The organism is Janibacter melonis (assembly GCF_003721155.3).
GTDB lineage: Bacteria > Actinomycetota > Actinomycetes > Actinomycetales > Dermatophilaceae > Marihabitans > Marihabitans melonis.
The window spans coordinates 1453018-1471634 of sequence record NZ_CP044548.2 but is presented as its reverse complement, the minus strand read 5'-3'; the positions used below and the strand labels follow the sequence as shown (position 1 = coordinate 1471634).

16 protein-coding genes are annotated in these 18617 nt (G+C 73.7%); 9 read left to right on the top strand and 7 right to left on the bottom strand.

Annotation, left to right across the window (positions count from 1 at the left end):
* Window positions 1-208 precede the first annotated feature (208 nt).
* Window positions 209-487 (top strand): hypothetical protein, encoded by a 279-nt coding sequence (locus EEW87_RS06910; RefSeq protein ID WP_123092032.1) that lies wholly within the window; start codon window positions 209-211, stop codon window positions 485-487.
* 142 nt (window positions 488-629) lie between these two features.
* Here EEW87_RS06910 and EEW87_RS06905 read toward each other — a convergent pair whose 3' ends face one another.
* Together EEW87_RS06905 and ccrA are read right to left on the bottom strand one after the other, a co-directional pair.
* Window positions 630-1604 carry an SDR family NAD(P)-dependent oxidoreductase gene (locus EEW87_RS06905; RefSeq protein ID WP_123092031.1) on the bottom strand — a complete coding sequence of 325 codons (975 nt, stop codon included), beginning with the start codon at window positions 1602-1604 and terminating at the stop codon, window positions 630-632.
* Window positions 1605-1714: 110 nt separating this feature from the next.
* On the bottom strand, window positions 1715-3055 hold the full coding sequence (gene ccrA / locus EEW87_RS06900) for a crotonyl-CoA carboxylase/reductase (RefSeq protein WP_083969113.1): 1341 nt from the start codon (window positions 3053-3055) through the stop codon (window positions 1715-1717).
* 234 nt (window positions 3056-3289) lie between these two features.
* Between ccrA and EEW87_RS06895 the strand changes: the two genes are divergently transcribed.
* Window positions 3290-4078, top strand: a complete 789-nt coding sequence (locus EEW87_RS06895) for an SDR family NAD(P)-dependent oxidoreductase (RefSeq protein ID WP_123092030.1) — start codon at window positions 3290-3292, stop codon at window positions 4076-4078.
* Between the two features lie 155 nt (window positions 4079-4233).
* Here the strand turns inward: EEW87_RS06895 and mce are convergent, their stop codons facing one another.
* Window positions 4234-4689, bottom strand: coding sequence for a methylmalonyl-CoA epimerase (gene mce, locus EEW87_RS06890; RefSeq protein WP_123092029.1), 456 nt, complete (start codon window positions 4687-4689; stop codon window positions 4234-4236).
* Between the two features lie 141 nt (window positions 4690-4830).
* Between mce and EEW87_RS06885 the strand changes: the two genes are divergently transcribed.
* Both EEW87_RS06885 and meaB read left to right on the top strand, forming a co-directional pair.
* On the top strand, window positions 4831-6030 hold the full coding sequence (locus tag EEW87_RS06885; RefSeq protein ID WP_123092028.1) for an acetyl-CoA C-acetyltransferase: 1200 nt from the start codon (window positions 4831-4833) through the stop codon (window positions 6028-6030).
* 2 nt (window positions 6031-6032) lie between these two features.
* Window positions 6033-7010, top strand: coding sequence for a methylmalonyl Co-A mutase-associated GTPase MeaB (gene meaB / locus EEW87_RS06880; protein WP_307785248.1), 978 nt, complete (start codon window positions 6033-6035; stop codon window positions 7008-7010).
* On the opposite strand, the gene EEW87_RS06875 is transcribed toward meaB, so the two are convergent.
* The gene (locus tag EEW87_RS06875) at window positions 6991-7497 is read right to left on the bottom strand and encodes a hypothetical protein (protein ID WP_123092027.1); all 507 of its coding nucleotides are present in this window, start codon (window positions 7495-7497) and stop codon (window positions 6991-6993) included. The two genes, meaB and EEW87_RS06875, sit on opposite strands and share 20 nt — an antisense overlap.
* Before the next feature lie 132 nt (window positions 7498-7629).
* Between EEW87_RS06875 and EEW87_RS06870 the strand changes: the two genes are divergently transcribed.
* The 5 genes from EEW87_RS06870 (at window position 7630) to EEW87_RS06850 (ending at window position 12739) form a co-directional block, all read left to right on the top strand.
* The gene (locus EEW87_RS06870) at window positions 7630-9102 is read left to right on the top strand and encodes a serine/threonine-protein kinase (RefSeq protein WP_123092026.1); all 1473 of its coding nucleotides are present in this window, start codon (window positions 7630-7632) and stop codon (window positions 9100-9102) included.
* A 109-nt stretch (window positions 9103-9211) separates the two neighbouring features.
* Entirely contained in the window at window positions 9212-10012 is an 801-nt protein-coding gene (locus EEW87_RS06865; protein ID WP_123092025.1) for a hypothetical protein, read from the top strand.
* The gene (locus EEW87_RS06860) at window positions 10009-10977 is read left to right on the top strand and encodes a hypothetical protein (protein WP_123092024.1); all 969 of its coding nucleotides are present in this window, start codon (window positions 10009-10011) and stop codon (window positions 10975-10977) included. The genes EEW87_RS06865 and EEW87_RS06860 overlap by 4 nt, the downstream gene beginning before the upstream one ends.
* Window positions 10978-11005: 28 nt before the next feature.
* Entirely contained in the window at window positions 11006-11971 is a 966-nt protein-coding gene (locus EEW87_RS06855; protein WP_123092023.1) for a co-chaperone YbbN, read from the top strand.
* A 285-nt stretch (window positions 11972-12256) separates the two neighbouring features.
* Entirely contained in the window at window positions 12257-12739 is a 483-nt protein-coding gene (locus EEW87_RS06850) for a C40 family peptidase (RefSeq protein WP_224766976.1), read from the top strand.
* A gap of 78 nt (window positions 12740-12817) precedes the next feature.
* On the opposite strand, the gene glgB is transcribed toward EEW87_RS06850, so the two are convergent.
* From glgB to EEW87_RS06835, 3 genes are read right to left on the bottom strand one after another with little or no spacing between them, the layout of a single operon-like run.
* On the bottom strand, window positions 12818-15139 hold the full coding sequence (glgB, locus tag EEW87_RS06845; RefSeq protein ID WP_123092021.1) for a 1,4-alpha-glucan branching protein GlgB: 2322 nt from the start codon (window positions 15137-15139) through the stop codon (window positions 12818-12820).
* On the bottom strand, window positions 15136-16539 hold the full coding sequence (locus tag EEW87_RS06840) for a maltokinase N-terminal cap-like domain-containing protein (RefSeq protein WP_163562392.1): 1404 nt from the start codon (window positions 16537-16539) through the stop codon (window positions 15136-15138). The genes glgB and EEW87_RS06840 overlap by 4 nt, the downstream gene beginning before the upstream one ends.
* The gene (locus EEW87_RS06835) at window positions 16539-18614 is read right to left on the bottom strand and encodes an alpha-1,4-glucan--maltose-1-phosphate maltosyltransferase (protein WP_396326605.1); all 2076 of its coding nucleotides are present in this window, start codon (window positions 18612-18614) and stop codon (window positions 16539-16541) included. The genes EEW87_RS06840 and EEW87_RS06835 overlap by 1 nt, the downstream gene beginning before the upstream one ends.
* Window positions 18615-18617 lie beyond the last annotated feature (3 nt).

The following is an 18617-nucleotide window of genomic DNA, read 5'->3' as shown; positions in this document are numbered from 1 at the left end:
TCGAATCTCTGCGGTCACCCGACACGATGTGCCAATGTGTCAGGTGTCAGGTCGGGAGCGATCCTCCCGGCCGCGGTGAGACCCACCTCTGACCCCCGAGGTCAGCGTCTGGAGCAGCCGCCGACGCGGACCTCCGGGGGGAGGACACGAGGCCCGCACCTGCGACGCAGGTGCGGGCCTCATCCGCGTCCTGACGCATGATGGTCGCGTGCCCAGAGCCAACCGTCGCCGCCGTGAGGAGCCCTTCCCCCTGCCCGGCGCCGTGCACCGCGGCGGGCCGCAGCGGGTCACCTGGCTCGGGCGGGCGTGGCTCGTGCGGCCGCTGTCGGGCCACAGCTCGACCCGCGCCTACCGCTGCCCGGAGTGCCACCACGAGATCGCCCCGGGCACCCCGCACGTCGTCGTCTGGCCCGACGACGCCCTCGGGTCGGTCGACGACCGCCGCCACTGGCACACCGTGTGCTGGCGCGCCCGCCGCGGCGGCTGACCACCCCTTCGGCCCCCGGGTCTACAAGACCCTGCTGGCTGCCTCTTGACGTGCCAGCAGGGTGTCGAGACCCTGCTGGCACGTCAAGAGGCTGCTGGCAGGGTTTTGTAGCCCCCCGTGGCGAAGGGGGGAGGAGGGGGCCTCAGGCGGCGCGGGCGGAGCGCAGGAGATCCTCGCTGACCTCCCACAGCCGGGCGGCGGCGTCGGGATCGAGGGCGTGGGGGAGCACCCCGCGCAGCCCCTGGAGCTCCTCGACGACCTCGGCCTCCTGGCAGTCCTCGAAGTAGCGCCCCCCGACGCCGTCGAGCAGCGGCGAGGTCGCGACGAAGACCGAGGTGGCCGCGCCCTGCTCGGTGGTCTTCGTCCGGAAGGCCCCGGCCGCCTCGGCCTGCGCCGCCTGCTCACGTGCCGCGGCCAGCCGCTCGGGCGACCAGTGGCGCTGCAGCGGGGTCCAGATGCCGCCGGGCATGAGCGCGTTGGCGGTGATGCCCTCGTGCGCCCACCGGCGCGTGGCCTCGACGGCGAAGAGGACGTTGGCGGTCTTGGACTGCCCGTAGGCCAGCCCCGGGTCGTACGGCCGGCGCTCGAAGAAGAGGTCGTCGAGGACGACGGGCGAGGCGGCGTGGCCGCTGGAGGACACGACGACCACCCGGGCCTGGCCGACCTCGGCGGCCCCGGCCGCCAGCGCGTCGTGCAGCCCGGTCGCGAGGGCGAGGTGGCCGAGGTGGTTCGTGCCGAGCTGGAGCTCGAAGCCCTGCGCCGTCGTGCCCTGCGGGGTGTCCATGACCCCGGCGTTGGCGACGAGCAGGTGGAGCGGCCCGGACCACGCCGCGACGAGCGCGTCGACGCTCGCGAGGTCAGCGAGGTCGAGCGGCACGACCGACGGGGCGGGGCCACCGCTGCTCTCGGCGATGTCGGCGGCGACCCGCTGACCGGCCTCCACGTCGCGCACGGCGAGCGTCACCTGCGCCCCGGCGTGGGCGAGAGCGCGTGCGGTCTCGACCCCGATGCCGGATGCGCCGCCGGTGACGACCGCCCGCCGCCCGGTGAGGTCGACGTCGGCGACGACCTCGAGCGCGGTGGTGCGGTCGTCGAAGCGGCTGCGGATGCGGGTCATGACGTCACGCTAGCCGCGGCGGTCGTGCCGGGACGCCGACGCGAAGGGGGGCGCACCCGCCCGGGTGCGCCCCCCTTCGCCCTCGGTCCGGTCAGACCCGGCAGCCCCGCTCAGACGTCCCGGAAGGCGTTGATCTGGCTCTCGAAGCGGGCCCGCTTCTCCGGGTTGCTCACGCCGAGACCGGCCTCCGGGGCGAGCGTGAGGACGCCGACCTTGCCCTGGTGGAGGTTGTGGTGCACGTCGAGGGCGGCCTGGCCGACCTGCTCGAGCGGGTAGGTCTTCGACAGCGTCGGGTGGATGAGACCGCGGTTGATGAGCTCGTTGGCCTCCCACGACTCGCGGTAGTTCGCGAAGTGGCTGGAGATGATGCTCTTGAGGTTCATCCACAGGTAGCGATTGTCGTACTCGTGCATGTAGCCCGACGTCGACGCGCAGGTGACGATCTTGCCGCCCTTGCGCGCGACGTAGACGCTCGCGCCGAAGGTCTCGCGGCCCGGGTGCTCGAAGACGACGTCGACGTCGTGCCCGCCGGTGAGCTCGCGGATCTTCTTGCCCAGGCGCTGCCACTCCTTCGGGTCCTGCGTCGTGCCGGCCTCGTCCCAGAAGCGGTAGCCCTCGGCCCGCCGGTCGATGATGAGCTCGGCGCCCATGCGGCGGCAGATCTCGGCCTTGTCGGGCGAGGAGACGACGCAGATCGGCTCGGCGCCGGCGGCCAGCGCCATCTGGGTGGCGTAGGAGCCCAGACCGCCCGAGGCGCCCCAGATGAGCACGCGGTCGCCGAGCTTGAGGGCGGCGCCGTTCTTGGAGATGAGCTGGCGGTAGGCGGTGGAGTTGACCAGGCCGGGGGCCGCCGCCTCCTCCCACGTGAGGTGGTCCGGCTTGGGCATGAGCTGGTTGGCCTTGACGATCGCCAGCTCGGCGAGCCCGCCGAAGTTGGTCTCGAAGCCCCAGATCCGCTGCTGCGGGTCCATCATCGTGTCGTCGTGGCCCTCGGGGTCCTCGAGCTCGACGGACAGGCAGTGCGCGACGACCTCCTGACCGGTGCGCCAGCGGCTCACGTGGCTGCCGGTGCGCAGGACGACGCCGGCGAGGTCGGAGCCGACGACGTGGTGGTCGCGGTCGTGCCGCTTCGACCACTCGTTGAGCCGGCCGTAGCGCTCGAGGAAGCCGAAGGTCGACACCGGCTCGAAGATCGAGGTCCACACGGTGTTGTAGTTGATCGCGCTCGCCATGACGGCGACGAGCGCCTCGTCCGGGGCGAGCTCGGGGATCTCGACCTCGTCGATGTGCAGCGACTTGCGGGGGTCCTTGTCGCGGCTGTCGAGCCCGGCGAACATCTCGACCTCGGACTTGCGCACGGTCGCGCCCCGGTAGGTCGTCGGTACCGCGAGACCCGCGTAGGTCTCCTCGCTGCGGTCGCCGGTCAGGATCGCGTCGCGGATCGCGTCGATCGACATGTGTGCTCCTCGGCCTCTCGGTCGGTCGGGGTGGACGGCGCCCGGCGGGCGCCTGGTGGTCAAGGTAGCCAGCGAAGGGGGAGCCACGGCGGCGGTGAGAGACCGGTCACGCGGTGACCTGGCTCTCACCGTCGTGCCGTGAAGGGGCAGTGCCGTCGGCGCTGCCCGGCGGTGCTGCCCCGGGGGCGTCTACGGTGCTGGGACCGCCACCCCCTTCGAGGAGCCGACATGCCCGACACCCCCGACCCGACCCCGCGCCGCACCGCCCTCGTGACCGGCGCCTCGCGCGGCATCGGGCGCGCCGTCGCCGTCGCGCTGGCCGGTCGCGGCGACCGGGTCGCCGTGCACTTCGGCTCCGACCGGTCTGCCGGGCAGGAGACGATCGAGATGCTCGCGGGGGAGGGGCACGTCCTCGTCGGGGGCGACCTCACCGACGACGACGTCGCCCAGCGGGTCGTGGGCGAGGCGGTCGACGCGCTCGGTCACCTCGACGTGCTCGTCAACAACGCCGCGGTCGCCCCGAGCGCCGCGAGCCACCACCGGGTCGACGACGTCGACTTCGAGACGTGGCAGCGCGCGTGGCGCTCGATGGTCGACGTCGACCTCCTCGCACCGGCGGCGGTCACCCATCTCGTCGCCCGCTCGATGATCGCGACCGGGACCGCGGGGGCGGTCGTCACCATCGGGTCGCGCGGGGCCTACCGCGGCGAGCCCGACCACCCGGCGTACGGGGCGGCGAAGGCGGGTCTGCACGCCATGGGGCAGTCGCTCGCCATCGCGCTCGCCCCGCACGGCATCAGCGTGGCGACGGTGGCCCCGGGCTTCGTCGCCACCGAGCGCCAGGACGAGACCCTCGCCGGGCCGCGGGGCGACGCGGTCCGTGCCCAGAGCCCCTTCGGACGGGTGGCGACCCCTCAGGAGGTCGCCGAGGCGGTCCTCTACCTCACCTCGCCGCAGGCGCAGTGGGCCTCGGGCGCGGTGCTCGACCTCAACGGGGCGTCTTACCTGCGCCCCTGAGGCCCGGCCGCCGACGACGTGCCGGTGACGGCGCTCCCTTCGCACCACGCCCGGGACACCGTGCCGCGACCGGGAAACCCCCGCGCCCCCGGGTCATTGCCCGGGTGCGCGAGGGTTTCCCGGGGCCGGGCCGACAAGCCGGCGCCGGTGTCTCGTCAGTGAGGGGCGGCGGCGGGCTCGACGAGCTCGACGAGGATGCCGCGGGCGTCCTTGGGGTGGATGAAGTTGACCCGGCTGTCGCTCGTGCCGCGCTTCGGGGTGTCGTAGAGCAGGCGCAGGCCACGCTCGCGCAGGGTCGCGCACACGGCGTCGATGTCTTCGACCCGGTAGGCGAGCTGCTGGATCCCCTGGCCGTTGCGGTCGAGGAACTTCGCGATCGTCGAGGTCTCGTCGAGCGGCGCGAGGAGCTGGATGCACGAGCCGGAGGCGCCGACGCGCATCATCGCCTCGCGCACGCCCTGCTCCTCGTTGACCTCCTCGTGGGCCAGCTCCATGCCGTAGGTGTCCCGGTAGAAGGCGATGGCGTCGTCGAGGTCGGGCACCGCGACACCGACGTGGTCGATGTGGGTGAAGAGGTCGCCGTGCGGCTGGGGGCTGGTGCTGGGCGTCATGGGCGGAGCATAGGAGCGGCGGCGCGGGGCTGTCTGTGACCTGCCACCCAGCGACCGCGACGCCGTCGGCGGGCGTGGCTAGAGTGCCTGGCAGTCGACGTCGACGTCGGCGACCCCACGAACCCCTCTGGAGGGCCTGGCATGTCTGACCGTCCCGTCTCCGTCATCGTCGCGGGAGCTCGCACCCCGATGGGCCGCATGAGCGGCTCGCTCAAGGGCTTCTCCGGCTCCGACCTCGGGGGCTTCGCGATCGCGGGCGCGCTCGAGCGCTCGGGCGTCTCGCCGCAGGACGTCGACTACGTGATCATGGGCCAGGTGCTCACCGCCGGCGAGGGCCAGATCCCCGCCCGGCAGGCGGCCGTCAAGGCCGGCATCCCGATGACCGTGCCGGCGCTCACCGTCAACAAGGTCTGCCTGTCCGGCATCGACGCCATCGCGCTCGCCGACCAGCTCATCCGCGCCGGCGAGTTCGACGTCGTCGTCGCCGGCGGCCAGGAGTCGATGACCAACGCCCCGCACCTGCTGCCCAAGTCGCGCGACGGCATCAAGTACGGCGACGCGACCCTGCAGGACTCCATGGCCTACGACGGCCTCTACGACGTCCTCACCGGCCAGGCGATGGGCTCGCTCACCGAGACCGGCAACAGCTCGGGCGAGCAGCTCTCCCGCGAGGAGCAGGACGCCTTCGCCGCGCGCAGCCACCAGGCCGCCGCGAAGGCGTGGGCCGAGGGCCGGCTCGCCGAGGAGGTCGTGCCGGTCGAGGTGCCCCAGCGCAAGGGCGACCCGGTCGTCTTCGCCCAGGACGAGGGCATCCGCGCCGACACCACCACCGAGAGCCTGGGCCGGCTGCGTCCCGCCTTCGCCAAAGACGGCACGATCACCGCCGGCTCGGCCTCGCAGATCTCCGACGGGGCCTGCGCGGTCGTCGTCATGAGCAAGGCGAAGGCGGAGGAGCTGGGTCTGGACTACCTCGCCGAGATCGGGGCGCACGGCGTCGTCGCCGGCCCGGATTCCAGCCTCCAGGCGCAGCCCGCGAACGCCATCGAGGCGGCCTGCGCGAAGGAGGGCATCAGCCCCGCCGACCTCCAGCTCGTCGAGATCAACGAGGCCTTCGCCGCTGTCGGCATCGCGTCGACGAAGCAGCTGGGCATCGACCCCGAGATCGTCAACGTCAACGGCGGCGCCATCGCGATGGGGCACCCGCTCGGCATGTCCGGCGCCCGCGTCGTGCTGACGCTCGCCCACGAGCTCAAGCGCCGGGGCGGCGGTGTCGGTGCGGCCGCCCTGTGCGGTGGCGGCGGCCAGGGCGACGCCCTCGTCCTGCGGGTGCCCAGCGCCTGATCGTGCCCCGACCCGTCGACGTCCCCTCTCTCGTCGCTGCGGCGAGGGAGGGGACTGCGCGTGCCGTCGCGCGGCTCATCTCCCTCGTCGAGGACGAGCACCCGGCACTTCCTGAGATCGTCGCGGCGCTCGCGCCGCACGTCGGGGGAGCCCATGTCGTCGGGCTCACCGGTGCGCCCGGGGTCGGCAAGTCGACGACGACGAGCGCGCTCGTCTCGGTCCTGCGGGCGGCGGGGCGCCGGGTGGCGGTCCTCGCCGTCGACCCCAGCTCGCCCTTCTCCGGCGGGGCCCTGCTCGGCGACCGCATCCGGATGAGCGAGCACGCGGGCGACGACGGCGTCTTCATCCGCTCCATGGCCAGCCGGGGCCACCTCGGGGGCCTGTCCGCGACGGCCCCCTCGGCGATCCGGGTGCTCGACGCCGCCGGCTTCGACGTCGTGCTCCTCGAGACCGTCGGCGTCGGTCAGTCGGAGGTCGAGGTCGCCCGGCTCGCCGACACCTCGGTCGTCGTCCTCGCCCCGGGCATGGGCGACGGGATCCAGGCGGCCAAGGCCGGCATCCTCGAGATCGGCGAGGTCTTCGTCGTCAACAAGTCCGACCGGGCCGGGGCCGACGACACCGTGCGCGACCTGCGCCGGATGGTCAGCCTCGGCGACCGCACCGAGCCGCACCTGTGGCGCCCGCCGGTCGTGCGGGCCGTCGCCCTCGACGGCACGGGCATGAGCGAGATCGTCGAGGCGGTCGACGCCCACCTCGCGTGGTCGCGCGAGCACGGCGGGCTCGAGGCGCGCCGTCGGCGGCGCACCGTCGACGAGATCGAGGCGCTCGCCCTCGCCGGGCTGCGCCGCCGCTTCGCCGGCGACGCCGGTGAGGACCGGCTCGACGCGCTCGCCCAGGAGGTCCTCGACGGCGGGCTCGACCCCTTCGCCGCGGCGGACCGCCTGCTCGAGCAGGCGGGGCTCAGCTCGTCGAGATCGTGAGCCCGTCGTAGTCGGTGCCCTCGGGCACCGTCGACAGGCAGCTGGCCGTCGCCGACTCGCCGGGCTGGACCGAGCTCGTCGTGCACAGCGCGTCCTCGACCTCGGTGCCGCCCTGGGTGAAGTTGACGTAGAAGAAGTAGGTCTGCGCGGTCGACGTCGTGTTGGTGACCTCGATGCCCGAGGGCTCGAGGCCGAGCGCGTTGGACGTGATCTCCCAGCCCGAGGCGATGCTGCCGTCCGAGATCGTCACGGCCTGCCCCTCGGTCACCGGGGTGCCCGCGCTGCCACTCGAGGACGACGAGGTGTAGCTCTCGATCGCCTGGTCGGCCTGGTAGGCGGCGAAGCCGAAGAAGCCGAGCACGCCGCAGCAGCACAGGAGGACGACGGCACCGATCCCGCCGAGGACCCACCACAGGGTGTTGTCCTTCTTCGGGGCCCCGTAGGGCGACGGCGCGGCGCCCGGGTACCCGGGCTGCTGGTAGGACATGGTGCTCCCCTTGCTCGTGATGCTGACGGGGACAATCTAGGCCCCCGGCCTGGGGCCCGCGCGGGTGCCACGACCGGGCGGGTAAGGGGACGTGGGGCCACCGACGGCACCGACCCACCTATCGTGGGGTCGGTGAGCGTCAAGACCACCGAGCCCGGACCGGGCCTCGTCGCCGGGCGGTACCGCACCGAGCGGCCCGTCGGTCGCGGCGGCATGGGCGTCGTGTGGCTGGCCCGTGACGAGCGGCTCGGCCGGCACGTGGCGATCAAGCAGCTCGGCGCCTTCCCCGGCGAGACCGACGACCGCACGAGCCGCGCGATGCGCGAGGCGAGGCACGCGGCCGCGCTCAACCACCCCAACGTCGTCGCCGTCTACGACGTCGTCCAGCACGACGGCGCCCCGTGGCTCGTCATGGAGTACGTCGACGGGCCGACCCTCGCCCAGGCGGTGCGCGCCCGGGGGCCGCTGCGACCGCGGGGCGCGGCCGATCTCGGCGCCCAGCTCGCCGCCGCGCTCGTCGCCGCCCACGCGGCCGGCGTCGTGCACCGCGACATCAAGCCCGCGAACGTCCTCATCGGCGACCGGCGCCCCAAGCTCGCCGACTTCGGCACCGCGCGGGCCGGCGCCGACGACCAGCTGACGAGCACCGGCATGGTGACGGGCACGCCGACGTACATGGCCCCCGAGGTGGCCGACGGGCACGAGCCGAGCGAGGCGAGCGACCTGTGGGCCCTCGGCGCGACGATCTACTTCGCCGTGGAGGGGCACGACGCGTACCGCTCGCAGGGCAACCCGCTGGCGACCCTGCGTCACATCGCGACCAACCCGCCCGAGCCGGCGACCTCTGCGGGGCCCCTGGCACCCGTGCTCGAGCGGCTCCTCGACCGCGACCCCGCGAGGCGGGGGAGCGCGGCGCAGGCCCGGGCCGACCTCCAGCGCGTCGCCGAGGGCCAGGGCGTCCCGGCGACCTCCGCGCCCACGGCCGCGATGCGGCCGGTGGCTCCCCCTTCGCCGCCGTCGACCTCGACCCCGCCCTCCCGGGCGTCCGCGCCGCCCACCCGCTCCGACCTGCGCCAGGCGCGGCCGGTCCCGGTCCCGGCGCACCGCGGCGCGCACCGCTCGCCGCGGCGCCGGTGGGTGCCCTGGCTCGCCGTGGGCGGCGTCCTGCTCCTCCTCGCCGCCGGTCTGGCCCTGCTCGCGGGCCGCGACGACGGGGCCGGGGGTGCGCGCGAGGGCACCGGTGCCCTGTCCAGCTCGGCCGGCGGGGCGAGCACCGCGCAGCCCGCGGGCGACGCCCCGGCCTTCCCCGAGGACGAGGTGCGCACCTTCGTCACCGACCACTACTCCCGGCTGTCCTCGGACCCGCGCGCCACCTGGCGCTCGCTCACGCCGCGGATGCAGCAGGCCGCGGGCGGCGAGGCGGCCTACGTCGAGCTGTGGTCCGGCTTCTCCTCGACGAGCGCCTCCCAGGTCGAGGTCGACGAGGACACCGGAGAGGTGAGCTTCACCCTCACCCGTGACCACGACGGGACCCAGACGATGAGCGGTCAGAGCATCACGCTGGTGCGCGAGGACGGGGCCCTGAAGATCGACTCCGCCGGCTGACTGCCGGCTGAGAATCTCTTTACGATTTTGTGACCTTCGGCGATCTTTGCCACCCTGGATGGTCAGGCCGTCCCTCCGGCGGCCGTCGTCGAGCTGAAGGAAGCACATCGTGCACCGACCTATCACCCGTGCCCTGGGGACCGCCGTCGCGGTGCTCGGGCTCGTCTGCGCGCTCGTCGGCGGGTGGTTCGTGACCCAGCTCGGGACGTCCGGGACGGCCACCTTCACGGCCGCCCCCGGCGACTCGACGCTCGTCCTGCCGCCCGACGTGCTCAACCGCACGGACTCCGACGTCACCGTCCGCGCGGCCGCCGACGGCGACGCCCCCGTGTGGATGGGCCTGGCCCGTCCCTCGGACGTCGACTCGGTGATGCAGGACGCGAAGGCCGCCCGCGCGCAGGGCGTGTCCGTCACGGGCTGGGAGCTCGAGACGACGACGAGCGGCTCCGGCAGCGCCGACCCCCAGACCTACGACCTGTGGCAGGGCGAGTCCCGCGGCACGGGCCAGGCCGCCCTCACCGTCACCCAGGACGCCGCGCCCCAGACCCTCGTCGTCACCGCGGGCGACGACGCCCGGCTGAGCGAGGTGACGATGACCGTCACCGACAGCGGCTGGTCCACCCGGGCGCTCGTCCTGCTCGTCGTGGGCCTCGTGCTGCTCATCGGCGGCGTCTACCTCGCAGTGCGCGGCGGGCGTGGCCCGCGAGCCGGCGGACCGGTCGAGGACGGCCGCGAGTCCGAGGACGGCCGCCGGGACGAGGCCGTCGAGACCGACGCGGCGGACGGGGCCGTCGAGACCGACGAGACGCAGGTGCTCAGCACGGCCGACGCGACGGCCACCCCTGACACGACCGACGAGACCGGGACGCCCGCACAGCCGGCAGACCCGACGACGAAGGAGACCCGATGACCCCCCGCCGCACCCGTCTGGCCGCCCTGGCCCTGGCCACCCCGCTCGCGCTGGGCGGCTGCTCCTCGCTCGCCGGCCTGCACGACGCCCCCGCCGAGGACACCCAGGGCCAGTCGATCTCCGACTCCGCCGGCGCGCAGGTCACCCAGCGGGTGCTCGGCGAGGTCGGCGTCGCGCTCGACGCCGAGGGCAAGGGCAGCGCGAAGGACCGCAAGACCGTGCTCACCGGCCCGGCTCTCGAGGCGGCCGACGCGAAGGTCGACGTCGAGCAGGTCGAGGGCGAGGGCGCGGCTCTGGCCCCCTCCGCCGAGCCGACCGTCATCGCCGTGAGCAAGGGCACGTCCTGGCCGCGCACGATCCTCGCGACCTCGCAGCAGGACGAGGAGCAGCACCTCCACGTGCTCGTCGCCGACAGCCCGCGCTCGCAGTACCGCCTCTACGCCTCGGTGCCGATGGCGGCGGGGGCCACCGTGCCCGCGCTCGCCGAGAGCGACGGCGCGGTCGAGGTGCCGACGAAGGTCGGCTCGAAGGACCTCCAGCCCGTCGCCCGGTGGGCGAAGGCCGTGTCCTACCCCGCACCGAAGAGCGACCCGAAGGGCGTCGCCGTCGACGACCCCTTCTCGAGCGCGCTGCGCACGAACGCCGCGAAGCAGGCCGACCGGCTCGGCGACCTCGCGAGCTACAAGGTCTCGCACCAGCCCTCCTCGGACGGGATGGTCTTCCCGCTCGCCGACGGCGGCACGCTGACGATCACGACGCTCACCCGCACGGACACCATCTCTGCCGGCGAGGACGCCAAGGAGCTCACCCTGCCCGACGAGCTCACCGACCTCGTCGGCGAGGACACCGTCGGTGACCGGCTGAGCGTGCAGCACCTCGAGACGGTGGCCGTCGTCGCGCCGAAGGGGGGCGACGTCACCGTCGTCGGCGCCTCCGAGCAGCTCTCCTCGGCCAAGGGATCCTGACCCCGGGGCCGTCTGCGAAGATCGGGGCATGACCGAACCGCACTCCTCGCTCCGCGGCGCCGTCGACCTCGGCGCCCTTGGCCAGCCCGCTCCCGCCCCTGCTGCAGGGGGTGGCGCCGGACCGACCGGGGCGGGTGGCGCGGCCGCGGGTGGTGCGGCCGCCGGGGGCGACCCCTTCGCCTCGCCGGTCGTCGTCGTCGGTGACGACGCGAGCTTCAACCAGCTCGTCCAGCGCTCGGTCAGCGTGCCCGCGCTCGCCGTCCTGTGGTCCTCGCAGAGCCCGCAGAGCCGCGCCGCGCTCGACGTCGTCGTGCCGGCCGCCGAGCGGCTGCAGGGTCGGGTGCAGGTCGTGAGCATCGACCTCGCCACCAACCCCGGCATCCTCCAGGCGCTGCGCCCGCCGCAGATGCCGATCACCATCGGGCTGCTCCAGGGCCAGGCGATCCCGCTCTTCCCGGACGTGCCGAGCGCGGAGGACCTCGACCGGGTGCTCGCCGAGTTCCTCCAGCTGGCCGTCAAGCAGGGCGTCACCGGTCGTGTCGAGATCGGTGACCTCGGGGCCGAGCAGGTCGAGGAGGAGCTCTTGCCGCTGCACGTCGAGGCGTACGACGCCGTCGAGCGCGGTGACCTCGCGGCGGCGGCGGCAGCCTTCGAGCAGGCGCTGACCCAGGACCCGTCCGACGAGGACGCGCGCCTCGGCCTGGCTCAGGTCTCGCTCATGGCCCGCACCCAGGGCGTCGACCTCCAGCAGGCACGCGAGGCCGCGGCCGCCGACCCCACCGACGTCGACGCGGCGATCATGGTCGCCGACCTGGACGTCCTCGGCGGGCACGTCGAGGACGCCTTCGCCCGCCTCGTCGACGTCGTGCGCGCGACGCAGGAGGACGAGCGCGAGCGCGCCAAGGCCCACCTGCTCGACCTCTTCGAGGTCGTCGGGGCCCAGGACGAGCGCGTCCGCCGCGGCCGCACCGCCCTCATGAGCGCCCTCTTCTGAGCGGCCTGCTCACTTTCCCGCCCAGGGCGGGAACATTCGACCTCGGGAAGGAAATGTTCTTTCCCGAGGTCGAGCTTTCCCGCCCTGGGCGGGAAAGCTGGGACGGGGGTCGTGACCTCGCCTTGACATCACCGTGACCTCTCCGTGACCATTGACGACGGCCGGCGCGGCCTGGATCCCCCTTCGCGGGTGGGTCGTGGGGGCGCCGTGCGCACAGCCCTCGGGTGATCCCGGGGGCTGCGTCGCGGTCCGGCCCGGCCGTGTCCCCGTGAGAAACGACCCCCTGTGCGCCATCTCAGCAAGACCTCCGCCCTGCTCGCCGCCGTCGCCCTGGCTGCCACCGGCACCGCCGTGAGCGAGGTGCTCGCCCCCTCGAGCGCCTCCGCCAGCGACATCACGACCTCGCGCTCGAACATCTGGCAGTCCTACGTGCTCGCCAACAGCCGCGTCGGCGACACCCCGTACCGCTACGGCGGCACCTCGCTGTGGACGGGCGCGGACTGCTCCGGCTTCACCCAGACGGTCTACGACAAGCGATCCGGGGCCAACCTGCCCCGCACCGCCGAGCAGCAGCGCCGCTCCGTGCGCGCGATCTCGAAGCGCTGGGCCCGCCCGGGCGACCTCGTCTTCTTCGGCGCCCCGGCGTACCACATGGGCATCTACGCGGGCAACGGCTACGTCGTCGACGCCTCCCGCTCCGGCTCCACGGTCAAGAAGCGCAAGATCTGGACCTCCGACGTGCGCTACGGCACGCTCCGCGCCTCCTGAGCGCACCCCGCCCACGACGAAGGGGGTGACCCGGCACCTGGCCGGGTCACCCCCTTCGTCATGCTCTCGGCGGGCCGCTCAGGCGCCGCCGACGCCACCGATCGGCGGGTCCGGGGCCGGGCGGGGCGCCGGGGCGGCGGCCACGGGAGCCGGCGTCCCGGTCGGCTCGACGGAGCTCTCCACGGACCGCCCGTCCTCGGCGTCCGAGGACGCGGCGACCGGGCGGAGGTAGATCGCGCTGAGCCGTGCGATGCGCACCTCGACCGAGCAGGGCTGCCCCTGCCACGGGTGCTCCTGCGCGGTGAGGACGACCCCGCCCTGGCTCGGCGAGCTGTGCTCGTCGAAGCCGGCGGTGTCGAGGACGACCTCCCAGTCGCCGCCGCGCGGCAGCCCGAGCCGGACGACCTCGCGGTCGGCGCCGCCGAAGTTCACCGCGACGGCGAGGACGTCACCGGTGCGGTCCCGCTCGCCGAAGCGCAGGAAGGACAGCGTGTTGCCGCCGTTGTCGTCGGCGTCCAGCCACTCGAAGCCTGCCGGCTCGGTGTCGAGCGCCCACATCGCGGTGCCGGCCGTGTATGTGGCGTTGAGCTCCTTGACGAGGTTGTGCACCCGGTAGTGCGACGCGTGGTCGAGCAGGTGCCACTCGAGCGAGCGTCCGTCGGCCCACTCGCTCGTCTGCGCGAACTCGATGCCCATGAAGAGCAGCTGCTTGCCGGGGTGGGCCCACATGTAGGCGAGGAAGGCGCGCAGCGTCGCGAGCTGGTCGTAGTCGCTGCCGGGGATCTTGCGGGGCAGCGAGCCCTTGCCGTGGACGACCTCGTCGTGGCTGATCGGCAGCAGGTAGTTCTCCGCGTACGTGTACATCATCGCGAAGGTCAGCAGGTTGTGGTGGTACTGCCGGTTGACCGGCTCCTCGCCGAGGTAGCGCAGCGAGTCGTTCATCCACCCCATGTTCCACTTGAGGCCGAAGCCGAGACCGCCCTGGTCGGTGGAGCGGGTGACGCCCGGCCAGGCCGTCGACTCCTCGGCGATGGTGATGACGCCGGGGACCCGCTTGTAGGCCGTCGCGTTGGCCTCCTGGAGCAGCCCGATCGCCTCGAGGTTCTCGCGGCCGCCGTGGGCGTTGGGCACCCACTCGCCGTCCTTGCGGCTGTAGTCGAGGTAGAGCATCGAGGCGACGCCGTCGACGCGCAGCCCGTCGACGTGGAACTCCTCGAGCCAGTACAGCGCGTTGGCGACGAGGAAGTTGCGCACCTCGAGCCGGCCGAAGTCGAAGACGTAGCTGCCCCAGTCCGGCTGCCAGCCCTTGCGCGGGTCGGGGTGCTCGTAGAGGGGCAGGCCGTCGAAGCGCACGAGCGCCCACTCGTCGGTGGCGAAGTGCCCCGGGACCCAGTCGAGGATGACCCCGATGCCGGCCTGGTGCAGCGCGTCGACGAGGTAGCGGAAGTCGTCGGGGGAGCCGAAGCGCGAGTTGGGCGCGTAGTAGCTCGTCACGTGGTAGCCCCACGACGGCGGGTACGGGTGGTCCATGACGGGCAGCAGCTCGACGTGGGTGAAGCCGAGGTCGGCGACGTAGTTGACGAGGTGCTCGGCCAGCTCGCGATAGCTGAGCCCCTGGCGCCACGAGCCGAGGTGCACCTCGTAGATGCTCATCGGCCCGGTGTGCGGGTTGCGCTCGGCCCGCTGCGTCAACCACTCCTCGTCCTGCCACGTGTACGTGCTCTCGGTGACCACCGAGCTCGTCGCCGGGGCGACCTCGGCCCGCCGGGCCATCGGGTCGGCCTTGTGGCGCACGACGTCGTCGGCGCCGCGGATCGCGAACTTGTAGAGGTCGCCCGCGGCCATGCCCGGCACGAAGAGCTCCCACACGCCCGAGCTGCCGAGCGCGCGCATCGGGTGCGCCGTCTCGTTCCAGCCGTTGACGTCGCCGACGAGGCTGACCGCCTTGGCCCGCGGCGCCCACACGGCGAAGCTCACCCCTTCGACCTCGCCGAGCGGCCCGGGGTAGCGGCGCACGTGCGCGCCGAGGACGGTCCACAGCTCCTCGTGGCGGCCCTCGCCGACGAGGTGGAGGTCGAGGTCGCCGAGCGTCGGCGCGAAGCGGTACGGGTCGTCCTGCTCGACCTCGTGACCGCCCCACGTCGTGAGCACGCGGTAGTCCATCGTGCGCTCGGCGTCGGGGCGCGTGCCGGCGAAGATGCCGTGGTCCTCGTGCTCGAGGTCGATCTCGACGCCGTCCTCGAAGCGGACCCGCACGCGCTCGGCGAGGGGGCGCAGGACGCGGACCTGCAGGCCCTCGTCGAGCAGGTGCTGGCCGAGCACGTCGTGGGGCTGGCTGTGCCGCCCGTGCGCGAGCGCCCACAGGGCGCCGGGCAGGGCGGACTCGGGGATCGGGGTCACACGTCCTCCTGGAGGAGTCGGGTCACGGCTCGCACGGGGATCGCGAGCCAGGTCGGTCGGTTGCGCGCCTCGTAGACGACCTCGTAGAGGGCCTTGTCGAGGGTGAGCGCGGTGAGGACGGCGGCGTCGTCGCGGGCGTCGTGCCCGGCCTCGGCGTAGCCCTCGAGGAAGGCCCGGGAGGTCTCGGCCGCCCAGGCCGCCGCTTCGGCGTCGGGCAGCCCGCTGGAGGCGCCCGCGTAGTCGATCGAGCGCAGCATGCCCGCGACGTCGCGAAGGGGGGCGTCGAGGGCGTTGCGCTCGGCGAGGGGGCGCAGCGGCTCGCCCTCGAAGTCGATGACGACCCACCCGCGGTCGGGCACGTGGAGCACCTGGCCGAGGTGGTAGTCGCCATGGATGCGCTGCATCGCCGGCCAGCGAGCGGCCCGGGCCCGGGTGAAGACGTCGCGGAAGGCCGGCTCGTGCTCGGCGAGGGCCGGCACCTCGCCGAGGGCGAGGGAGGCCCGGCGGCGCATGCCGGAGACCTGCGCGGCGACGAGATCGTCGTCGGCCGGCCGGGTCGGCAGCACCCGGGCGAGGGTGTGGTGGATGTCGGCCGTGACGACCCCGAGGGCGCGGGCCTCGTCGGCGAAGGGGGTGCCCGAGCTCGCCCGCTCGAGCGCCACCCGCCACGCGTCCCGGCTGCCGCGCAGGTACTCCTGGGCGACGGCGAGGTGGCCGAGGTGGGTCTGCCCGTCGGCGTCCCGCCACGCGCCGGCGACGTGGCCGACGGTCGCGGGGACGTACGGGCAGTTCGCCGCGCCGAGCGCGCCCTGGAGGGTGACGTCGGGGTTGTCGCCGGGGGAGAGGGTGCGGAAGACCTTGACGATGACCGGCTCGGCGCCGGTCTCGACGACGACCGAGGTGTTCGACTGCTCGCCGCGCAGGACCGAGCTGGTCACGACCTCGGGATCGCTCGTCCACGCCAGGTGCGGCGCCCCGGCGACGTCGGGCCTCGGGGTGTCGGAGACCGAGCCCTCCTGCGCCTGGGCCCGGCCCCGCACGAGGGCGAGCAGCTGGGAGACGTAGACCGGGTCGTGGGGGGCGTCGTAGACCCACCGGTGCCCGAGGACGGGGTGGTCGAGCTCGCCGACGAGGGCGTCGTCGGCCCCCGGCAGCGGGGCGCCGCGGTAGGTGAGGGGCACCTGGTAGGTGACGCCCGGCCCGCCGTCGGCGCCGGAGAGGTCCTCGTAGACGAGGGTCTCGATGCCGACCTCGCCGGCCGGGTCGTCGAGGCGCCACGAGTCGAGCCGGCGCAGCCGGGGGGTGCGCCCCTTCGCCTGGTACCAGCGCTGGGCGCCGACCCAGGCGAGGACGAGGTCGTCCTTGCCGGGGGTGAGGGTGACGTCGTGGACGGTGGCCATCAGCGCCCCCGCACCGCGAGGACGTGGACCGGCTCGCCGTCGGCGCCCAGGCGCACGAAGGCGTCCTGGCCCCACTCCCACACCGCGCCGGTCACGAGGTCCTCGACCTCGAAGCGCTCCCAGCCCTCCATGCCGAGCGCGCCCATGTCGAGGCGCACCGTGGACTCGCGGGTGCTGTGCGGGTCGAGGTTGGCCACGACGAGCACCGTGTCGGTGCTCCCGTCGGGCAGGGCCCGCGACTTGCTGAAGGCGAGGAAGTTCTCGTCGTCGACGTGGTGGCGGCGGTAGTTGCGCAGCAGGCGCAGCGACGGGTGGTCGCGCCGGATCCGGTTGAGCATCGTCAGCCACCCGGCGAGCGACTGCCCCTCGCGCGGCCCGCCGGGCTCGTAGTCCGACCAGCGCCGGTCCTTGTACTGGTACTTCTCGTTGTCGATCTGCTCCTCGGCGCCGGGGCGGGCGACGTGCTCCATGAGCTCGTAGCCGGCGTAGATGCCCCACGTCGGCACGAGGGTCGCGGCGAGCGCCGCGCGGACCTTCCACGCCGCCGGACCGCCGAACTGCATGTACGGCGTGAGGATGTCGTGCGTCGTCGGCCAGAAGCTCGGGCGCATGTACGCCGCGGACTCGCCGGAGAGCTCGGTGAGGTACTCGTCGAGCTCGTAGGCGCTGTTGCGCCACGCGTAGTACGTGTAGCTCTGCTGGAAGCCGACCTTGGCGAGGGTGTGCATCATCGCCGGCTTCGTGAAGGCCTCGGAGAGCCAGATGACCTCAGGGTGGTCCTGGGCGACGTCGGCGATGAGCCACTGCCAGAACTCGACGGCCTTCGTGTGCGGGTTGTCGACCCGGAAGAGGGTGACGCCGTGGTCGACCCACACCTGGATGACCCGGCGCACCTCGGCGTAGATACCGGCCGGGTCGTTGTCGAAGTTCACCGGGTAGATGTCCTGGTACTTCTTCGGCGGGTTCTCCGCGTAGGCGATGGTGCCGTCGGCGCGCGTGGTGAACCACTCGGGGTGCTCGGTGACCCACGGGTGGTCCGGCGAGCACTGCAGAGCGATGTCGAGGGCGACCTCGAGCCCCACCTCACGGGCCCGGGCGACGAAGGCGTCGAAGTCCTCGAAGGTGCCCAGGTCGGGGTGGATCGCGTCGTGCCCGCCGTCGGGGGAGCCGATGGCGTAGGGCGAGCCCGGGTCCTCCGGGCCGGCGTCGAGGGTGTTGTTCGGGCCCTTGCGCGCCGTCGTGCCGATGGGGTGGATCGGGGTGAGGTAGACGACGTCGAAGCCCATGCCCGCGATCGCCGGCAGCCGCTCGGCAGCGGTGCGCAGGGTCCCCGAGACCCAGCGCCCGGTCTCCTCGTCGAGGTAGGCGCCCTCGCTGCGGGGGAAGATCTCGTACCAGCCACCGGCGAGGGCGAGCTCGCGCTCGACGAGCAGGGGCAGGTCGTCGCTGGCGGTCACGAGCTCACGTAGGGGGAGCGTCACCTCGAGCTCGGTGCGCAGCTCGGGCGTCGACGCGGCGTGGAGCCGGGCACGCGGGCTGTGGTCGCCGGGGGCGGTGAGCGCCTCGAGGGCGTCGCGGACGAGCTGGCGACCGCCGGGGGAGCGGCCCGGCACGTCGAGGGCGCGCTCGAGGACGAGGACGCCCTCGGCGAGCATGAGCTCCTCGTCGACGCCGGCGTCGATCTTCACCGTCGCGTCGTGCAGCCATGTGCCCCAGGGGTCGGACCAGCCCTCGACCCGATAGCTCCACCAGCCGGGGCGGTCGGCGCTCACCTCGCGCAGCCAGTGGCTCAGGCCCGGGTTGACGCACGTCATCGGCAGCACGCTCTCGGCGCCGTCGGGGTCGGTGAGCACGACGCTCGCCGCGACGGCGTCGTGGCCCTCGCGGAAGACGGTCGCGGTGACGTCGAAGGGCTCGTCGACGACCGACTTCGCGGGTCGGTCGCCGTGGTCGACGCACGGGCGCACGTCGAGCACGGGGATGCGCCCGAGCGGCACCTGGGGCGCCTGGCTGCGTGGCACGCGCAGGCGCGAGGTCGTGGCGGGCGTGGGGTCGGGTGCGGCGTCGGTCCTCACCGT

Bases quoted from the DNA above. Each gene is read 5' to 3' on its own strand.
- EEW87_RS06905 (WP_123092031.1), bottom strand. From the start codon at position 1,604: ATGACCCGCATCCGCAGCCGCTTCGACGACCGCACCACCGCGCTCGAG.
- mce (WP_123092029.1), bottom strand. From the start codon at position 4,689: ATGACGCCCAGCACCAGCCCCCAGCCGCACGGCGACCTCTTCACCCAC.
- EEW87_RS06875 (WP_123092027.1), bottom strand. From the start codon at position 7,497: ATGTCCTACCAGCAGCCCGGGTACCCGGGCGCCGCGCCGTCGCCCTAC.
- EEW87_RS06895 (WP_123092030.1), top strand. From the start codon at position 3,290: ATGCCCGACACCCCCGACCCGACCCCGCGCCGCACCGCCCTCGTGACC.
- EEW87_RS06885 (WP_123092028.1), top strand. From the start codon at position 4,831: ATGTCTGACCGTCCCGTCTCCGTCATCGTCGCGGGAGCTCGCACCCCG.
- EEW87_RS06840 (WP_163562392.1), bottom strand. From the start codon at position 16,539: ATGGCCACCGTCCACGACGTCACCCTCACCCCCGGCAAGGACGACCTC.
- EEW87_RS06855 (WP_123092023.1), top strand. From the start codon at position 11,006: ATGACCGAACCGCACTCCTCGCTCCGCGGCGCCGTCGACCTCGGCGCC.
- EEW87_RS06860 (WP_123092024.1), top strand. From the start codon at position 10,009: ATGACCCCCCGCCGCACCCGTCTGGCCGCCCTGGCCCTGGCCACCCCG.